The following is a 17,195-nucleotide window of genomic DNA, read 5'->3' on the forward strand; positions in this document are numbered from 1 at the left end:
AGCCGCCGCCGCTGCCACATCGAGCGCACCGAGCGCTGGTCCAACCGCCGCGGCGCCTACGTCGTCACCAAGGAGAAGGTCTGCTACTGAGGCCGGAGCCCTCCCGCTCGAACGAAAGGCGTCGCCCAGTGGGCGGCGCCTTCGCCGTTCAGCCCAGCACCGCATTCATCCCAAGACCGAGCGCCATCGCCAGCGCCGCCACCGGCACCGCCGCCCGCCAGCCGGACTGACGCACCGCATCAGGCAAAAGGTCGGCGAAAGCCATCGCCACCATCGCCCCCGCGGCAAATCCCAGCCCGAACGGCAGCGCCTGGGCAAAGGCCTCCACCGCCATGAAGGCCGGCACCGCGAAGATCGGCTGCGGCAGGCTCGACACCACCGCCCATCCCGCCGCCTGCCACACCCCGACCCCCGCCGGCACCAGCACCAGCGCGATCGCCAGCCCCTCCGGCACATTCTGCAGCGCAATGGCGATGGTGACGAAGATCCCCAACGCATCGCCGCCCCCGAAGGCGACCCCCACCCCGATCCCCTCGGCAAAGGAATGCGCCGTCATCACCCCGACGATGAGGATGGCCCGCCGCGCATCCGCCCCCGACAGCGCCCCGGCATGCAGATGCTCCCGCCCCGCCAGAAAGCGCTGGACGAACAGCACCGCCACCACACCCACGGCAACGCCGAGACCGGTGAGGCCGAGCCCCGCCTCCCAGCCCTCGACGAGAAGGACGGCGCTCGCCGCCAGCATCAGCCCCGCCGCCAACGCATCCGCCTGGCCGAGCCGCCGCCGGGTGACATGGCGCACGACGAGAAAAGGCAGCGCCCCGAGCCCCGTCGCGACCGCGGTGAGAAGGGCCAGCGCGAAGACGGTGGTGGCGCTGAGGGTCGTCATGAAGGGTCTCTGCCCGAGCCGTGCGGATTGGAATAATTCTCATGTCATAAGGCGAGCGTCGAAGTCCCCGCAACTCGCCCCGGATACGTCACGCAGAGCCGTGGAGCAGGGAAGGCCGCGCCAGGGGACCAATTGGGGGGCGATTGCGCATCCCGTCCCAACGGACAGACGGCGGCAGGACGAACGGCGGCTGGCGGCAGGCGACCGGTCGCACCGGACCGGAGACCGCACCCCACAGCGAGAACAGTCGGGCCGGCACGAAGACCTTTGGCCTCACAGGCGAGGCCGGGCGCCTTCACCGGCGGCGATGGCCTCGGCCCACCGGGCCCGATGGCCGTGGATGGCGGTGCCGGTGCGCACGAGGCCCGGCCCGCTAGTCAGGTGACGATCCGGCCCGTCCCTCTCCCGCAGGAGAGCAACACGATGCCCCGCCGAGAAGTACGGCCCGCGGGGGCGACCTCAGACACGGTGCGGCATGGCGGGTGTGAATCCGGCGAGCGCAAGCATGGCGAGAATGACGATGAGTTGGCACCGCCGGCCGGTCGCACCTGACCCTCGGCCAAGCCGAACTCGCCGACGCCCCACATGCGCTCACCCAGGCGAGGCTGGCGCGCGTTCACCGGCGGCGATGGCCGCTCGGCCCATCAGGTCCGATGGCCTTGGATGGCGGTGCCGGGGCGGACGAGGACCCACTCCGGCAGTCCTGTGACGATCCGCGGGAGAGCCGTGATGTCCGCTTCTCTCCCGCGGGGCAGCCGCGCGAGCCACGCCCAGAAGTGCGGCCCAAGGCAGCGATCACAGACACACGCCAGGCACGGCGATGGCGGTCGCGGACACGGCGGGCGCAGACATGGTGGGTGCAGGCATGGCGTTCGGCGAGCGCAGGCATGACGTGCGCGGACACGGCGGGCGCAGGCACGGCGGCCGCGGGGGATCGCGGTGAGCTGGGGCGGGGTGGCGGGCGGCAAGAGCGGCGGACACCGCGCCGGGTGAGAAGGTGCGGATGCCTTTACCCGGCGCGGAGGCCGGCGCAAGGTGACCCCCTTGCGGGGCGGCCACACCCCGCCGGACATCCCTCCACCGGCCATCCCGCCCACCCGCGGACGGTCCCACCACCGAGATCCCCCATGACCTTCGTTCCCCTCTGGGTGCTCGCCACCCTCGGGGCCGCCGCGGCCCAGACCGCCCGCAACGCCATGCAGCGCCATCTCACCGCCTCCCTCGGCACGCTCGGCGCCACCCTCGTGCGGTTCCTCTACGGCCTGCCCTTCGCCGTCCTCTTCCTCGCCCTCGCGGTGACGGCGACGGGCGACGCGCTGCCCACCCCCAGCCTCTCCTATGTGGCCCTCGTCGCCATCGCATCGGCCCTCCAGATCGCCGCCACCGCGCTGATGCTGGCCGCCATGCGCATCACCACATTCTCCATCACCGTCGCCTACACCAAGACCGAGCCGGTGCAGGTCGCCCTGTTCGGCTTCGTCATGCTCGGCGAACGCCTCTCCGCCCTCAGCCTCGCCGGCATCGTCGCCGCCACCGTCGGCGTCATGCTCATGTCCCAGGTGAAGGGCACCGCACTCGCCAAGGGGCTGTTCGCCAAACCCGCCCTCTTCGGCCTCGCCTCGGCCGCCTGCTTCGCCGGGGCCGCGGTGCTGTTTCGCGCCGGCATCCTCTCCCTCGGCGAAGGCGGACCCGTCGTGCGCGCCTCCGCCACCCTCGTCTGGGCCCAGGCACTGCAGTGCGTCATGCTCGGCGGCTGGCTCCTCGCCACCGACCGCGCCGTCGTCGCCGCCACGCTGAAGGCCTGGCGCCAGTCGGTCTTCGCCGGCGCCATGGGGGCGCTCGCCTCGCAGCTTTGGTTCATCGGCTTCGCGCTGACGTCGACGGCCAACGTGCGCACCCTCGGCCTTGTCGAAGTGCTGTTCGCGCAGGCCGTCTCCCGCCGCCTCGCCGAGACCACCACGCCGCGCCAGATCGCCGGCATCCTCCTCGCCGTCGCCGGGGTGGCCGCGCTCATCGCCGGGCACGGCTGACCGGCGGAAAAGGCGGGGGGAGGGCGCCGGGGGAGGGCCCTCAGTCGTCCTCGAAAATCGCCTCGTCCTCGAAGATCGCGACCGCGCGCGTAAAACCGGCCGAGGCGCCTTTGATCTTGAACGGGAAGCACGCCACCTTGAAGCCCGACGCCGGAAGGCTCTCCAGATTGGCGAGCTTCTCCATGTGGCAATAGCCCCGCGTCATCGACGCCCTGTGCCCCTCCCAGATGATCGACGGGTCCCGCGTTTCCGCCCAGCGCCGCGCGGTGTGCAAAAAAGGCGCGTCCCACGACCAGGCGTCGGTGCCGGTGACGCGCACGCCCTCGCCGGTCAGCCACTCCGTCGCCTCCCGTCCGACACCGCAGCCGGCCGCCAGATAGTCCGGCCCGCCATATTTGGCCCCCGCCGCGGTGTTGACGAGGACGATGTCGAGCGGGCGCAGCGTGTGGCCGATCGCGGCCACCTCCGCCTTCATCTCCGCCGCACTGAGGACGTGGCCGTCGTCATAGTGCCTGAGGTCCAGCTTGATCGCCGGGGCGAAGCACCATTCGAGCGGCACCTCGTCGATGGTGATCGCCCGTGCCCCGCCGTCCATGGTGGAATGGTGATGGTAGGGCGCGTCGAGATGGGTGCCGTTGTGGGTGGAGACGGTGAGGGTCTCCACCGCCCAGCCCTCGCCGCCGGGAAGATCGGCCGGGGTGAGGCCGGGGAAGGCCGCCGCCATCTGCGCCGCGCCCGCGGTGTGCGGCACATAGTCGATCTTCGGCAGCATCATCGGCGGATCGCTCGCGATGCCGGCCTCGAGGGCGTTGGAGATGTCGACGATGCGCATGGGGCGTCTTCCTCTCGAGGCCGACCCCGAATCGGCCGGGTTCCATAATGCCGCTTATACGGCGTGTGCGGCACGGCGAAAGCCGGCCCCGAAGGACCGGCCCGGTGGACGGATGCGGATGGGCGGATCAGGCGAAGATGTCGCCGAAATCGTAGGTCTCGACCAGTTGGCCATTCTCGTAGACGTTGATGACCTCGACGTCGGTGATCGACAGATTGTGGTCCGTCAGGAAGGCGGTGCCGCTCTCGGCATACCCCGCCATGTCGGCGGCGAACTGGGCGTCGTCGAAGCGGTCGGTGGTGATGGTGACGGTGTCGATGCCCGCGCCGCCGTCGATGACGGTGGTGGCGGCGTTCATGTCGACGAAGTCGAAGGTGTCGTCACCCTCGTCGCCGAAGATGTTGCCGCCGCCGGAGATGGCGAACTGATCGTTGCCCGCCCCGCCGTGGACGGCGTCGACGTAGCCGGCGGAGGAGAAGATGTCGTTGCCCGCGCCCAGGTCGACCGTGCCGCCGCCGTTGTACAGGTTGATGTTGTCGATGCCGGCGCCGGTGGTGACGCTGCCGACATGGCCGTGGGCGAACAGCTGGTTGTCGCCTTCGCCCAGGTCGACGGTTCCGGCGCCGCCGCCGATGGTGACGTTGTCGGTATCCGCACCGCCGATGATGGCGCCGATATAGCCGGCGTTGGAGCCGAACAGGGTGTTGACGCCGGCACCCAGGTCGACGGTGTTGGCGGTGGCGCCGCCGTTCAGGAACAGAGCGTCGTTGCCCGCGCCCATGGCGATGGTGCCGACCGAGCCGCCGTTGACGAACAGCGCGTCGTTGCCGGCGCCCATGTCGATCTCATAGGCGCTGTTGTTGATGGTGAAGGCGTCGTTGCCGGCGTTGCCGTAGGCGGTCTGGACGTAGGCGTTGAAGGTGACGGTGTCGGCCGCGGCGGAGCCGATGAACTGAGCGACGTAAGCGTTGAAGATGGTGGTCATGGCCCTGGCGTCCCTTGTTCGTCTTGTTGTGCTGCCGTCCTGCGGCTCCCTGAATGTGGCGAGACCATGGGAATTGTGATGTGACGGCCATCACGCTTTGTCCGCTGCCCCGCGACGCGGGCCGCATCGCGTGACGGGCGAGGCTTGAAGCGAGGGTTTCGCGCGACCAGGGCCGGGTCGTCCAAGGCGCGGCCTGCCGCGGGTCGACAAAGGCGCGGTGTGCCGCGGGTCGTTCATGGCGCGGTGTGCCGCGAAGGCGCTCACGGTCCGGCCTGCCGGAGCCTAACCATTGGAGAGTCCGGAGGCCCCCCTCAGCCGGCGAGACCCTCTCAGCCGGTGAGACCGTGGTGGGCGAGAACGCGGGCGAGGCCCTCCGCGATGCCGATGCGGGCGGACCAACCGAGCCGCTCGCGGGCGCGCTGCGCGTCCAGCACCACGGAGGCGGGTTCCGCGGCGAACATCTCCACCGTCTCCATCGGCAGGCGCCGCCCGGCGATCCGCTCGGCCAGCGCGACCAGCTCACGCACCGAGGTGCCGACGCCGGACCCGATGTTCACCGTCCCCGCCCCGGCGCCCTCCCCCGTGCGCGCCGTCTTCATCGCGGCCAGGATCGCCTCCACGATGTCGTCGACGTGGACATAATCGCGCCGGCTGGTCCCGTCGCCGTAGAGCTTGAAGGGGGCGCCGCCCTTGAAGGCGGCCACCATGGCCGGGATGACGCCGAATCCGGGCCGCGCGGTCTGCCCCTCACCGTAGGCGTTGGCGACGCGCAGGATGGAGAGCGCCATCCCCTCGCGGCTCCCCCGCCCGGCCGATCCGCTGCCGGCGACCGAGGTCAGGTGCATCTCGATGAAGGCCTTCTCCAGCGCGTAGTCGCTGAACGGGGCGACGGGCATCGTCTCGACGCACACCGGCGGCGGGTCGACGCCGTAGATGGTGCCGCCGGAGGACAGGTAGATGTAGTGGCCGGACCAGGCGCGGTTGGCGAGCTCGTCGATCAGCCGGGCGTGGGCGCGGATGCGGCCGAGGATGTCGCGCCGGGTGGCGAGGCGCCCGCGCCCGCGCGAGACGAAGTCGATGACGATGTCGGCGGCGAGCACCGCCTCGAGGTCGAGGGCTTCGAGATCGTCGATGAGGAGGGGCGGGGCGAGGCCGGGGATGGTGACGGCGGGGGCGCTGTCGATGCGTGCGGCCCAGCCGATGCCGGGTGCGTCTTCGGCGGCCCGCCTTTCCCCGTCCCGTGCTGCCCCGGCCCGTGCTGCTTCCGTTTGTTCTGCCCCGGCTTGTCCTGCCCCGGCTTGCCCTGCCTCGGCGTGTCCTATCCGGGCATCCGCCACGAGGCGGCGCAGCATGGCCTGGCCGACGAAGCCGGTGCCGCCCAGCACGAAGATGCGGGGGGCGGCGACCGGGGTGCCGGGTGGGGCGCCAGTGGGGTTGCCGGTGGAGGCGCCGGACTCGGAGGTGGAGGGCTCCAGGGTGGAAGGTCCGCGTGTGGAGGGCTCCGGGGTGGAAGGTCCGCGTGTGGAAGGTTGAGGGGCAGGAGGTTGGGAGGCGGGGGGCTTCTGGGTCATGCCGGTTCCTTGCCCTCGTTCGCGCTCTTCCCGCCGTCTTTGGGCGCGGCGGCGGCCTCGAGGGCTGCGACGGCGGTTTCCAGGCGGGCGATGCGTGTGGCCTGGGCGAGCGTCAATTCGGTGAGGGCGTCGATGAGCCGGGCCTGCAATGCGGGATCAAGCACAGGCTCACCCGCACTCTCCCTGCCCGCACCCTCCCTGCCCGCACCCTCCCTGCCCGCACCCTCCCTGCCCGCACCCTCCCTGTCCGCACCGTCCCTGTCCGGCCCGTCCCTGCCCGCACTTGCCTTCTCCGCGCCTGCGCCCTCGCCCTCCCCGGCCGGCACGGCTGATCCGGCCGCCACTCCGTCCGCCGCGGCCCCGCCGGTCATGTCGAGGCCCAGCACCGTCTCGATGAAGGCGAAGGTCTCGGCCTCGGTGGCGATCATCGCCTCGATGCCGTCGGTGGTGGCAATGCGTGCGGCCATGGCGGCGGCCCGCGGGGCGGGAAGGCGCGCCCCCTCCAGCACCGCCGCGTTGAAGCGGCCGGGGAGAACCGGGCCGCCGAAGCGGTCGTTGAAGAGGCCGCGCAGCAGCATCTCCACCGGATCGGGCCGGGCCTGGTGGCGCACTTCGGAGCCGCAGAGGGTCAGCCCCGCCACCGCCGCGAAATCGGCGACGATGTCGATGTCCCTGCCGAACAGGCGCGCGGCGAGTCGGTCGCCGAAGATCTCGTGCCACAGGGTGATCGCCCGGTAGTGGCGCAGCAGCCGCGGGGCGAGGTCCGCGAACTCCGGCACCGGCCCGTTCTGGGTCTTGTGGTAGACGCCCCACTGGGCGAAGGCCGACGGCAGCCAGTCGCGCGGCGGGCGCAGATAGACGACGGCCTTCACCGGCACCGCCTCGGCGAGCCGGCCGAGGAAGGGGGCGAGGACGCGGCCCCGCTCGAACAGGGATTCGTTGGAGAGGACGAAGGTGCGCGTGCCGTCCGCGGCGGCGCTCTCGGCGAGGCTGCCCGCGAAGCGTTCGGCGAGGCTGCGCTGCGTTTCAGCGTCGGCCTTGGCGAGCGCCATCAGGCCGGGATAGCGCGCATAGTCCTCGCCCAGCCGGTCGAACCACATGCCGAGATAATGCGCCTTCTGCGCGGAAAGACCGCCCTCCCCGTTCCCGGCCGCCTCGGCCGCGGCGAGGGCGCGCTGCAGCGAGGTGGTGCCGGTCTTGCCCATGCCGGCGTGAAGGATGAGCTCGAACTCCATCGCCGCCTCCTAGACCCGCCGCGTGCCGGGCTTGTCGATGAACACGCAGTCGCGCCCCGAGAGCGCGGCGGCGGCCGGCCACAGCCGCTCGATGAGGTGGAAGACGGTGCCGTCGCCGGGAAGCGGCTCGCCCGGCCAGGGCGAATCCGGCGGGAAGAGGCCGCGCATCGCCCGCACCGTCCCGGCCTTGGCGAAGAACATGTTGCCGACGGGAAAGAGCAGAGGGTGGTCCGGCAGGGGATGGCCGGGATGGGTCCGGTCGAGCCGCGCCTGCAGCGGGGGCAGAAGGCGGCGCGATCCGGTCCAGCCCATGATGAAGGGATCGAAGGCGGTGACGAGGCCGACATGGGGCAGGGCGGCATAAAGGAGCGCGGCGGACAACCGGTCCGGCCCGCCGAGCAGGATGTCCATCAGGAAGGTGCGCCACGCCGCGCCGGGCGAGTTCGGGCCGAGGCCGAGCGACTTCTTCAGGTGGACATGACCCCAGATCTCCTCGTCTCCTGCCCCTTGGGTGGCGTCTCCCCCGTGCGTCTCCCCTCCCGCGAAGACGGGATCGTCGAAGAGGGAGAGGAAGGGGAGGATGTCGCGCCCGCGGTTGGGGACGATGCGCGTCTCCACGGCGACGCCCGCCGCCTCGCCCGCCGCGGTGAGGAGGGCGGCCTTCTCGGCGGTGTCGGTGGTGGCGACGAGCCGGGCCGCCCGGCGCAGCGCGGCATAGCGGGTGAGGTCGGCGGCGAAATCGTCCGGATAGAAAGCGTGGACGTGGAGGTTGAAGGCGGGTGCGCGGGCGGGGTCGGCCTCGCCATAAGGGGCGAGGCGCAGCGTCCTGTGGACCCAGTTGTCCGAGGCGGCGAGGGTGGCTTCGGCTTCGGCCCTGTCCCGCCAGACGGCGCGGCGGCCGCGGCGCCAGATGGCCGTCCTCTCGCGCGCCTTCAGGGCCGGATCGTCGGCCGGGCCGAAGAGGATGCCGACATCGTAGGCCCCTCCCCCGTCTTCGTGCCCTTCCGCCTCGTGCCCGCTCGCTTCGCCGTCGCCTGCCTCACCGTCATCCGCCTCACCGTCGTCCGGCTCGTCGTCGTCCGCAGAAGCGAACCCCGCGGCGATGCGGTCCCAGACCGGGCCGCCCTCCCCGCCCGCACTCTCGGCCGCGCCGTGCTGGGCCGCGCTCCGGAGGCCGGCAAGGTCGCCGTCGGGGCGCACGGCGAAGGTGCCGTCCGCCCCGGTCTCCGCGGGAAGGGAGGGGCGCACGGCGAAGACGCCGTCCGCCCCGGTCTCCGCGGGAAGGGAGGGGCGCACGGCGAAGACGCCGTCCGCCCCGGTTTTGGCGGGAATGGCGGCGATGGCGTCCGCGGCGGCGGCGAGGTCGCCGAAGGGAACGCGCCGCAGCAACGGCTCGGCGCGGTAGGCGTCGTCGTCGAACCCTGACGCCTCCTCGAACAGCAGCGTGGCGGCGCCGTACTTCGCCGCGTCGAAGACGACGTTGGGGAGCGGATCGAGCCGGGAGGTGAGGAAGAGGACGTCCGCCGCGCGGCACACGTCCGCATAATAAGGCCCGGCGGGGAGGAAGAAGAGGTTGCCGTCCGGCGTGTTCACCCGGCCGGCCGCCAGGTGCTTCTCCATCCAGACGCCGATGTGGAAGTCCTCGTGGTCGAGGCCGTCGCCGATCCACACGAACAGCGTGTCCGGGTTGGTGCGGCGGCCCTGCGCGGCGGCCATGGCGAAGATGTCGGTGCCCTTGCGCCAATGCACCTGTCCCGCGCCGTAGACCACCTTGCGATCACCGAGATCGCACCCCAGGAGGCGCGACAGGGTGCGCCGCGCGGCATGATAATCGGCCGCCGGGACGCTGCCGGCGACGAGGGCGGCCTGGGGGACGATGGCGCTGTCGCGGTCCTGGTCGAAGCCGGCGTCGGTGAGGATGCCGTCCCAGGAGCGGCGCACGGTCTCTGACGAAAAGAGGATCCGCTCGGCGTGGAGGGCGGTGATCACGCACTTGTAAGCGGGAAGCGAATAGTCCGTGAATTCATGCACGTAGGAGTGGAAGGGCAGCCCCTTGGCGACCAGCGCCTTGATGAAGGGGTGACACTCGACCGAGTTCAGCACGGCGACCTTGGCGTGCTCCAGCGGGCTGCCGGGGGCGAAGAAGTCCCACTCCTCGGCGGGCCGATCGGTGATCGCCACCATGACGGCGTGTTCGGCGAAGCGGTCCACCAGCGCGCCGCCCGCACGGCGCAGGCCCATGACGACGACGTTCGAGGTGTCCGCGGCGCGCGCGGCGAGGTCGAGCGCCACCAGAGGCGCGCCGGTGGACGAGAATTCGTGGGTGGCGACGACGACGGTGGGACGGGCGGGGTCGAAGACGCGGGCGCCGGGGAGGATGTTGCGGCGCAGGTCCACGAGGGCGGGGCGCCCCTCGCGGTGCCCATACTTCATGTAGTGCAGGAAGAGGGCGATGTCCGAAGCGTTCGGCAGGTCGGACGAGACGACGCGGTAGTGGGTGACGGAGAAGTCGGCGACGGTCTTGTCGACGGGGTCGCCGAGGGCGGCCAGCTCGAAGACGAGGGCGAGGGCGTCCGGCGTTCCGGCGGCGACGGCCTCCTTCAGGCGCGGGTCGCGGGCGAGACGGGTCAGCAGCGTGTCGAGGCCGGGGGTCTCGCGCCGGGTCTCCTCGTAGAGCGTCGGGGCGCGGCCCTCGGCGGCGCCGATCTGCGCAAAATGGCGGGCGCGCTCGTGCGGGGCGAGGCCGGCGGCATCGGGGTTGCGGTTGGCGTAGAAGTCGGGGTCGAAGCGGAAGTCGGGGCGGCGGGCGAGGCGCGGGCCGGCGAACTCGGCCCAGACGGCATCGAGACGCGCGCCGCCGTCGCCTCCGCTTTCCCTTTCATCCCCGTTCATGGCGGGCCTCAACCGGCCTTCTTCACGCCGAGGCGCTCGCCGGCATAGCGGCGCTCGCGGATCGGCCGCCACCAGGCTTCGTTGGCGAGGTACCAGCGGGCGGTCTTTTCGAGTCCGGACTCGAAGTTTTCCTGCGCGCGCCAGCCGAGCTCGGTTTCCAGGCGCGTGGCGTCGATGGCGTAGCGCATGTCGTGGCCGGGCCGGTCGGTGACGTAGGTGATCAAGTCGCGCCGGGGGCGGTCCGCGGGGGCGAGCCGGTCGATGGTGTCGCAGATGGCGTGGACGACGTCGATGTTGGTGCGCTCGTTGCGCCCGCCGACATTGTAGGAGCGGCCGACCGCGCCTTGGGTGACGATCGTCTCCAAAGCGCGGGCGTGATCGTCGACATAGAGCCAGTCGCGCACGTTCTCGCCGCGGCCGTAGACCGGCAGCGGCTCGCCGTGGAGGGCGTTGAGGATCATCAGCGGGATGAGCTTTTCGGGGAAGTGGAAAGGCCCGTAATTGTTGGAGCAGTTGGAGAGGACGATGGGCAGGCCATAGGTCCGGTGCCAGGCCATGACGAGATGGTCGGAGGACGCCTTGGAGGCCGAGTAGGGCGATGACGGGGCGTAGGGCGTGTCCTCGGTGAAGAGGGTGTCGTCCATCGGGAGGTCGCCGAACACCTCGTCGGTGGAGATGTGGTGGAAGCGGAAGGCGTCCTTCTTGGCGCCGGGCAGGGTGTCCCAGTGGCCGCGGGCGGCTTCCAAGAGCTCGAACGTGCCGGTGACGTTGGTGCGGATGAAGTCGCCGGGGCCGTCGATGGAGCGGTCGACGTGGCTTTCGGCGGCGAGGTGCATGATCGCGTCCACCTCGTGCCGGCGCAGGAGGTCGGCCACCAGCGCCCGGTCGCAGATGTCGCCTTGGACGAAGGTGTAGCGCGGGTCGTCCGCGATCATGGCGAGGGAGGAGAGGTTGGCGGCGTAGGTCAGCTTGTCGAGGTTGACGACGCTGTGACCCGTATTGGCGATCAGGTGGCGGCAGACGGCGGAGCCGATGAACCCGGCGCCGCCGGTGACGAGGATCTTCATCGCGAAAGTCTTTTCCTGTTCGAGAAGTTCATCAACAGAGCGGCAACGTCAGCGTCAAGGACCGGGTGGGGCGCGTCGGGTCTAGGCGAGTCGGGTCGAGGTTGGGTCAAGGGCGCGCGCAGCGCGGGCGAAGCCTTTACCCTTGACGCGGCCTCGACCCGACAGACGCTGGTCCAAGGTGTTCAGGGGAGAGTGCTCTTCGCACTCTCATCCTGAACGCCTGCCCGCTGGCGAGACCCAACTGCGCTGTTGCGCAGTTGGGCATCATGGATGCTGAAGTCGGCAACAGCCGACTTCAGTGGGAGCGCGAGGGGGAACGCCCTCGCAGCAGCCTCCCGCCTTGCCATGGCGCGGCCGAAGCGGCACGGCGCAACGGCCTCTCGTCCCGGCACGGCATGGCCGAAGCGGCACGGCGCAGCAGCCTCTCGCCCCGGCATGGCGCGGCCGAAGCGGCACGGCCCCTACTCCGCCTCGACCTCCACGTGGCGGGACGCCTCGAGGGCGGCGAGGCCGGGGGCCCAGATGGCGGTATCGGCGCCGTCTTCGGCATCGAGCGCGGCGCGGACGAGGTCGGGGATGGCCTCGACGAGGCGGGCGAAGGCCTCGCGATCCTCGGTGCCGAGGCCGCCGGCGAAGTGGTCCAGCGATTTGGCGGCGCGCTCGGGGGTGTCGAGGGGGACGCGCAGGAAGGCGCCCCAGGTGTCGGCGTCGGGGATCGGCCAGGGGGTGAAGCCTGAGGGCACGAAGTCGCCCTGGCGCAGCTCCAGATAGGTTTCGCCCTTAAAGTTCTGAAGCTTGAAGTAGATGTAGTTCCAGGCGCGGCGCTTGGCGGTGACGCTCTCGAGGGCGCAGACGATGTGCTTGTAGTCGCCGGTGTCGAGGTTTTCGCTGATCTTGGCGGAGAGGCAGGCGAAGCCGGTGGCGGCGAGGGCTTCGCGCGCTTCGAGGGCGGCTTCGTCCTCCTCGTCGGCGGCGGCGAATCCCGCGGCGGGGGTGAGGGTGCGGGCGTGGCTGGCGGAGCGCAGAGGCGGCAGGGGCTCGGCCGGATCGTGCCGGTCGAACACGTCGAGCTTGGAGGCGGGGGAGAGGTTGAGGACGTCGCGCGCGTCGGCCTCGAAGGCGGCTCTGGCGAGGCGGTAGACCTCTTCCATGGCGGCGGTGTCGGCGGCCTGCCAGCGGCGCTTCTTGAAGTAGAGCGGATCGAAGTGGTTGGGGTCGTCCTCGTCCTGGTCGAGCACATCGCCGAGCCGGCTTTCGGCGGGCTGCACGTAGGAGTGGTCGAAGCCGACCAGCAGCGCGCGGCGATAGCCGAGGGCGAAGGCGAGCTGCAGGTTGAAGAAGGAGACGGTGGAGGACCAGGAGATCTTTTCCGCCGGGTCGGTGGCGAAGAAGGCGGTTTCGCCGGTGGCGTTGACGAAGGCGAATCCGGCGTCCTCGTGGAGGGTGCGGGCGAGCCACATGGGGGCGACCTTCACGGGGACGGGCGAGGTGTTGAAACCGGCGGCGCCCTGCTCGGCGACGAGGGCGTTGGTGACGGTGAGGATCTTCGCGTGGCGCGCCAGGAGGGGCGAGTTGAAGGCGAAGTTGGAGATGATGACGTCGTGGTTCGCGAAGAGGGCGGGGTCGGCGTCCCCGAGGGAGGCGCCGTTGCCGACGATGAGGCAGGTTTCGCGGGTGCGGGTCTCGGCGAGGGTTTTGAAGATGCGGCGGGAGCGGGCGATCTGGGCGCCGACCCAGGCGCGTTCGACGCCGTAGCGGCCGAGCTCTGTTGAGAAGACCTCTTCGGCCCAGGGGGCGGGGCTGTCCGCCTTGCGCACGGGACGGGTGAGGGCGAGGCCGGCGGCGCGGAAGTCCGCCGCCGCGGGACCGGCGGCCTCACGAGAGTCTGCCGCCGCGGGGCTGGCGGCGCGAGAATCCGCCACCGTGGGATCGGCGGCATGGACGTCCGCCGCGGGGCCGGCGGCGATGGCGGCGAGGACGTCGCCGTTCAGCCGGGCGTGGCGGGCGCGCAGGGCTTTGAGGCCGGTGTCGCCGGTGAGGCGGCCGAGGCGCTGCAGGAGGGTGAGGGGAACATGACCGGCGGCGCCGCGCAGTGCGAGGGCGGCGCCTTCCAGCCCGTCTCGTCCGGCAAGGGTCTGGGTTTCCCCGTCTTGCGCCGCGGTGGCGGGGACGAGGCGGACGGGACGGCCTGCGGCGATCCACCCGGCGGCGAGGTGGGCGCCGAGGGGAGCCCCCACCGGGTCCTCGCTGGCGGGAGCAGCGTCCAACGCGTCGAGGCGGACGGCGACGCAGGGGAGCGGCGCGGCACCGGCCTCCATCGCGGCGGCGAGGCCCGAGGCGAGGGCGGTCTCATCGAGGCCCGCCGCATCGACGAGGAGGTCTGCGCTCATGTCCGTTCCCGCACCGGGTCCGGCGCTCGTGTCCGTTCCTGCGCCGTGTCCGGCGCTCATGTTCGTTCCTGCGCCGTCTCCGGCGCAGAGGCGCGCCAGCGTCTCGTCATCGGCCGGCCGGTCGAGGGCACAGAAGACGACCCAGTGGTGCGCCGCCTCGGCCGGCGGGACGACGGATGCGGCGAAGGCGCGGGCCAGCTCCACGGCGCGGGCGGCCGAGAGCATGGCGAGGCCCGGCCGGGCGGGATCCACCAGAGCGCGGCTGGCGATGCTGGCGGCGGTCCCGTGCGGGCCGTGGCGGACGATATGGATGGACTCGAAGATCGGCACAGTCAGAACGGCCTCAACCGGCGAAGGCGGGGAGGAAGGCGGGGGCGGCGGCGGGCATGTTCCGCCAGCGTCCCGCGGCGGCGATGGCCGCGCCGGCGAGGCGGTGCGGCATGTCGGGATCGACGGGCATGGCGGCGGTCTCGGCGAGGGCGCGGCGCAGCGCCTCGCGCCGCGGCAGGAGGGCGAACTCGGTTTCGGCGACGGTGACCTGGCGGGCGACGAGGGCGGCGCGGGCGGCCGGGTCCATCAGCCCCGTCAGCGCCGCGGCGATGGGGGCGGTGCCCTCTTCGGTGACGCGCACGCCGGCATCCGCCTCGGCGAGGCGCATCATGGTGGCGCAGTCCTCAGGGCCGATGGCGAGGAGGGCGGCACCCGAGGCGAGGCATTCGGGCAGCTTGTTGGCCAGCGAATGGCGCACATAGGCGAGCGATGCGGCGTCGAAGTTGTAGGCGATGACGGTGATGTCGGCCTCCGCCAGCCAGGCCTGGTAATCGGCGCGGCTCATCTCCTCGGCGAAGACGGTGGTGGCGGGGAAGGCGGCGAAGGATTCGCCCGCCTGCTTCAGCCCGTGGGGGCTGGTCTTGATTTCGAGCGTGGCGCCTTCCCCCCCGCTCGTTCCGGCGAGACTTTGGACCGCTTCGGCGAGCGCGAGAAGGCTCGCGAGGCCCATGTCGCCGGCGAGGCCGCCGGCATAGCGCACCTTGAGGCCGCCGCGACCGGCCTTCAGCTCGGCGGCGGCGTCGCGCACGGCGGCGAAGGCGGCGGGCTCGATGCCGTTGGCGATGGCGCGTGCGGGCAGGCCGTAGCGTGCTTCGAGGAGGTCGGCCATGGGGTCCGAGATGGCGAGGCAGAAAAGGGCGTCCTCCAGGAGGATGCGGATGCCGTGGTCGAAAGCCTCGAAGCCGCCTTTGTGGGCGCCGAAGAGGCGCAGCATCCAGTCGTCCATGAAGGAGGTGAGGACGGGGACGGGGTGCAGCATGAGGATTTCGGCGAGGAGGCGGTGGAGGTCCGGGCGTTCGGCGACGGGGCGGTAGAGGACGACGTCGGGGGCGAAGGCGGTGGCGGCGGACAGGATGCGGTCGGCGCGGCGGTCGCGCGGCGAGACGAGGGGTGCGGCGAGGGCGCCGCCCTTGGCGGTGAGGGCTTCGCCGAGGGCGGAGATTTCCATGAGCTCGGAGCGCGGCCAATGGCCGATGAGGGCGTCCTTGATCTCGCCGGTGGCCGATCCGCCGCCGACGGGGGTGAAGTCCACCAGGAGGACGCGCGGGAAGCCGGCATGGACGGCGCCGCCCCAGCCGGGGCCGAGGGCGCGTCCGGCGCGGCCTTCGCGGGCGAGGCGTTCGCGGCAGAGGGCGGTGAGGGCTTTGGGGGTGATCATCCCCTGCCCCGTTGCGCCCTGCCCTTTCGCGCCCTGCCCCGTCGCGCCGTTACCGGTTCCGCCGGCGGCGCGCGCCTCCTTGGCGCCTTGGGCTTTGAGATTGGCCTCTTCGACGGCCTCGGGGCTGCGGGCGGCGGGGAAGACGTCGCCGAAGGGGACGCGCTCGAACACGGAGAGTTTGCCGCCGACGCCGGAATTGACGATGGGCCGGCCCATGGCGCGGGTGACCTTTTCGGCCTCCTGGTAGGCTTCGACCATCTTGTCGACCTGGGGGTCGTGCCAGCGGAATCCCTTGCCGAAATAATCGGGGTGGAAGTGGTTGGGATCGTTGGACTTCATGTCGAGGACGCCGACGCCGTAGCGGCTCGTCTCGGCGACGTCCTTGGGCAGCACATAGTCGGCGTCGACGCCGAGGAGGTGGATGGTCTCGAAGCCGAGATAATGGGCGAGCTGCAGCACGGTGAAGGTGACGGTGCAGCCGGTATAGGTGATGTCGGCGGCGTCGGTGGAGAAGTCGAACCCTTGCGGATAGGAGACGCGCGGCCGGTGGTTGAAGAAGATCGTGTCCGGGGCTTCGTCGAGGCAGTAGCCGAGGTAGGTCGGGAAGAGTTTGGTGGGGCCTTTGAGGGCGTGGATCCAGGCGGCGCGGTCTTCGGCGACGAGGTGGTCTTCGACGACGAAGAAGGTGGGCAGCCAGTCGAGGTCGGCGGATTTGAGGAAGAAGGAGTTCACCGCGAAGGTGACTTCGTTCTTCAGCATGGCGAGGTCGGTGCGGTTGAGGCTGGGGCCGTTGCCGATGACGAAGCAGCGTTTGCGGCCGCGGAACATGTCGCGCAGGGCGCGGAGGCGGGGCCGGTAGGTGCGGTTGAGGCGCCACTGGCAGATTTCGAAGGTCTTGAGTGTGCCGGCGATGCGTTCTCTGAGGGAGAGTTTTTCGGTGCCGATATAGATCGGCGCGGTCATCGGCAGCAGGGTGAGGGCTTCTTCGTAGAGGGTTTGGAGTTCGCTGTCGGAGGCGCGGGAGAGGTCGAGGCCGATCAGACGGGCGTAGGTGGCGATCTGGTGGCTCATGACACATCCCAAAGGTGGAAACTCTGTGCGATGGGATTGCAGGATCGCGCCTTTAAGACAAGCCGGCCGACATAAAGGCTGATTTACCCTAACCGAAAGCGCAGGGTCGCCGGGCGTTTTTCTGCCCGGCCGCCTTCCTGACGTTCGAGCGCGGCCGACCGCCCCCGCCTGCGTGAGTGGTCTTCGTGTGCCTACCGCGCTTCACGCTTCTCGAGGCGAGGCTGCCGACTGCGGTCGAGGTGGATCGAAGAACCTCGCGCGGTCATGACTTCCAGCGCACTCATTGAGGCGCTGCGTTCTGCCGCGTCACAGGAAGGCGGTGCCGCTGGTCTGTCCTCTGGAGCCGGCCGTCGCGAACGCTAGCCGGCTGCGGCCCCATCCTGACGGCGGGGCCCGTCAACAGCAAAACACAAGGCGTCCCTTGTGCAGGGCCTCGACCGCAGGCAGAGCCAGTTCGTGATGGCCGGGTCCGGGGGACAGACCAGCCTGTCCTTTGGTGGGTGCCCGAGCACTCTTTTTCTGCCT

General features: G+C 71.0%; 10 protein-coding genes. 1 reads left to right on the forward strand and 9 read right to left on the reverse strand.

Annotation, left to right across the window (positions count from 1 at the left end; genetic code table 11):
* Nucleotides 1-148 precede the first annotated feature (148 nt).
* Entirely contained in the window at nucleotides 149-889 is a 741-nt protein-coding gene (locus BIX52_RS21845; protein WP_075223230.1) for a ZIP family metal transporter, read from the reverse strand.
* Nucleotides 890-2,016: 1,127 nt separating this feature from the next.
* On the opposite strand from BIX52_RS21845, the gene BIX52_RS21850 reads away from it, so the two are divergent.
* Complete coding sequence (locus BIX52_RS21850) at nucleotides 2,017-2,919, forward strand: EamA family transporter (protein ID WP_075223231.1); 903 nt, start codon at nucleotides 2,017-2,019, stop codon at nucleotides 2,917-2,919.
* Nucleotides 2,920-2,959: 40 nt separating this feature from the next.
* Here BIX52_RS21850 and BIX52_RS21855 read toward each other — a convergent pair whose 3' ends face one another.
* The 8 genes from BIX52_RS21855 to BIX52_RS21890 all read right to left on the reverse strand — a co-directional run bounded on the left by BIX52_RS21855 (nucleotide 2,960) and on the right by BIX52_RS21890 (nucleotide 16,670).
* A complete protein-coding gene (locus BIX52_RS21855; RefSeq protein ID WP_075223232.1) occupies nucleotides 2,960-3,751 on the reverse strand; it encodes a cyclase family protein in 792 nt (263 codons plus the stop codon).
* A gap of 127 nt (nucleotides 3,752-3,878) precedes the next feature.
* Nucleotides 3,879-4,736: a calcium-binding protein gene (locus tag BIX52_RS21860; protein WP_075223233.1), complete on the reverse strand. Its 858-nt coding sequence runs from the start codon at nucleotides 4,734-4,736 to the stop codon at nucleotides 3,879-3,881.
* A gap of 329 nt (nucleotides 4,737-5,065) precedes the next feature.
* Nucleotides 5,066-6,307 (reverse strand): NAD-dependent epimerase/dehydratase family protein, encoded by a 1,242-nt coding sequence (locus tag BIX52_RS21865; RefSeq protein WP_139312851.1) that lies wholly within the window; start codon nucleotides 6,305-6,307, stop codon nucleotides 5,066-5,068.
* Nucleotides 6,304-7,542 (reverse strand): hypothetical protein, encoded by a 1,239-nt coding sequence (locus tag BIX52_RS23560; protein WP_075223235.1) that lies wholly within the window; start codon nucleotides 7,540-7,542, stop codon nucleotides 6,304-6,306. Before BIX52_RS23560 ends, BIX52_RS21865 begins: the two co-directional genes overlap by 4 nt.
* 9 nt (nucleotides 7,543-7,551) lie before the next feature.
* A complete protein-coding gene (locus BIX52_RS21875) occupies nucleotides 7,552-10,434 on the reverse strand; it encodes a rhamnan synthesis F family protein (protein WP_075223236.1) in 2,883 nt (960 codons plus the stop codon).
* Nucleotides 10,435-10,442: 8 nt separating this feature from the next.
* Nucleotides 10,443-11,501, reverse strand: coding sequence for a dTDP-glucose 4,6-dehydratase (gene rfbB / locus BIX52_RS21880; protein ID WP_075223237.1), 1,059 nt, complete (start codon nucleotides 11,499-11,501; stop codon nucleotides 10,443-10,445).
* A gap of 461 nt (nucleotides 11,502-11,962) precedes the next feature.
* Nucleotides 11,963-14,221, reverse strand: coding sequence for a hypothetical protein (locus tag BIX52_RS21885; RefSeq protein ID WP_075223238.1), 2,259 nt, complete (start codon nucleotides 14,219-14,221; stop codon nucleotides 11,963-11,965).
* Nucleotides 14,222-14,234: 13 nt separating this feature from the next.
* Nucleotides 14,235-16,670 (reverse strand): 6-hydroxymethylpterin diphosphokinase MptE-like protein, encoded by a 2,436-nt coding sequence (locus BIX52_RS21890; RefSeq protein ID WP_075223239.1) that lies wholly within the window; start codon nucleotides 16,668-16,670, stop codon nucleotides 14,235-14,237.
* Nucleotides 16,671-17,195 lie beyond the last annotated feature (525 nt).

It is taken from the genome of Acuticoccus yangtzensis (genome assembly GCF_001927245.1).
GTDB classification, from domain to species: Bacteria; Pseudomonadota; Alphaproteobacteria; order Rhizobiales; family Amorphaceae; genus Acuticoccus; species Acuticoccus yangtzensis.

What these genes read in the sequence shown, in the direction of transcription:
- BIX52_RS21845 (WP_075223230.1), bottom strand. Translation starts at nt 889, where the DNA reads ATGACGACCCTCAGCGCCACCACCGTCTTCGCGCTGGCCCTTCTCACC.
- BIX52_RS21850 (WP_075223231.1), top strand. Translation starts at nt 2,017, where the DNA reads ATGACCTTCGTTCCCCTCTGGGTGCTCGCCACCCTCGGGGCCGCCGCG.
- BIX52_RS21855 (WP_075223232.1), bottom strand. Translation starts at nt 3,751, where the DNA reads ATGCGCATCGTCGACATCTCCAACGCCCTCGAGGCCGGCATCGCGAGC.
- BIX52_RS21860 (WP_075223233.1), bottom strand. Translation starts at nt 4,736, where the DNA reads ATGACCACCATCTTCAACGCTTACGTCGCTCAGTTCATCGGCTCCGCC.
- BIX52_RS21865 (WP_139312851.1), bottom strand. Translation starts at nt 6,307, where the DNA reads ATGACCCAGAAGCCCCCCGCCTCCCAACCTCCTGCCCCTCAACCTTCC.
- BIX52_RS23560 (WP_075223235.1), bottom strand. Translation starts at nt 7,542, where the DNA reads ATGGAGTTCGAGCTCATCCTTCACGCCGGCATGGGCAAGACCGGCACC.
- BIX52_RS21875 (WP_075223236.1), bottom strand. Translation starts at nt 10,434, where the DNA reads ATGAACGGGGATGAAAGGGAAAGCGGAGGCGACGGCGGCGCGCGTCTC.
- rfbB (WP_075223237.1), bottom strand. Translation starts at nt 11,501, where the DNA reads ATGAAGATCCTCGTCACCGGCGGCGCCGGGTTCATCGGCTCCGCCGTC.
- BIX52_RS21890 (WP_075223239.1), bottom strand. Translation starts at nt 16,670, where the DNA reads ATGAGCCACCAGATCGCCACCTACGCCCGTCTGATCGGCCTCGACCTC.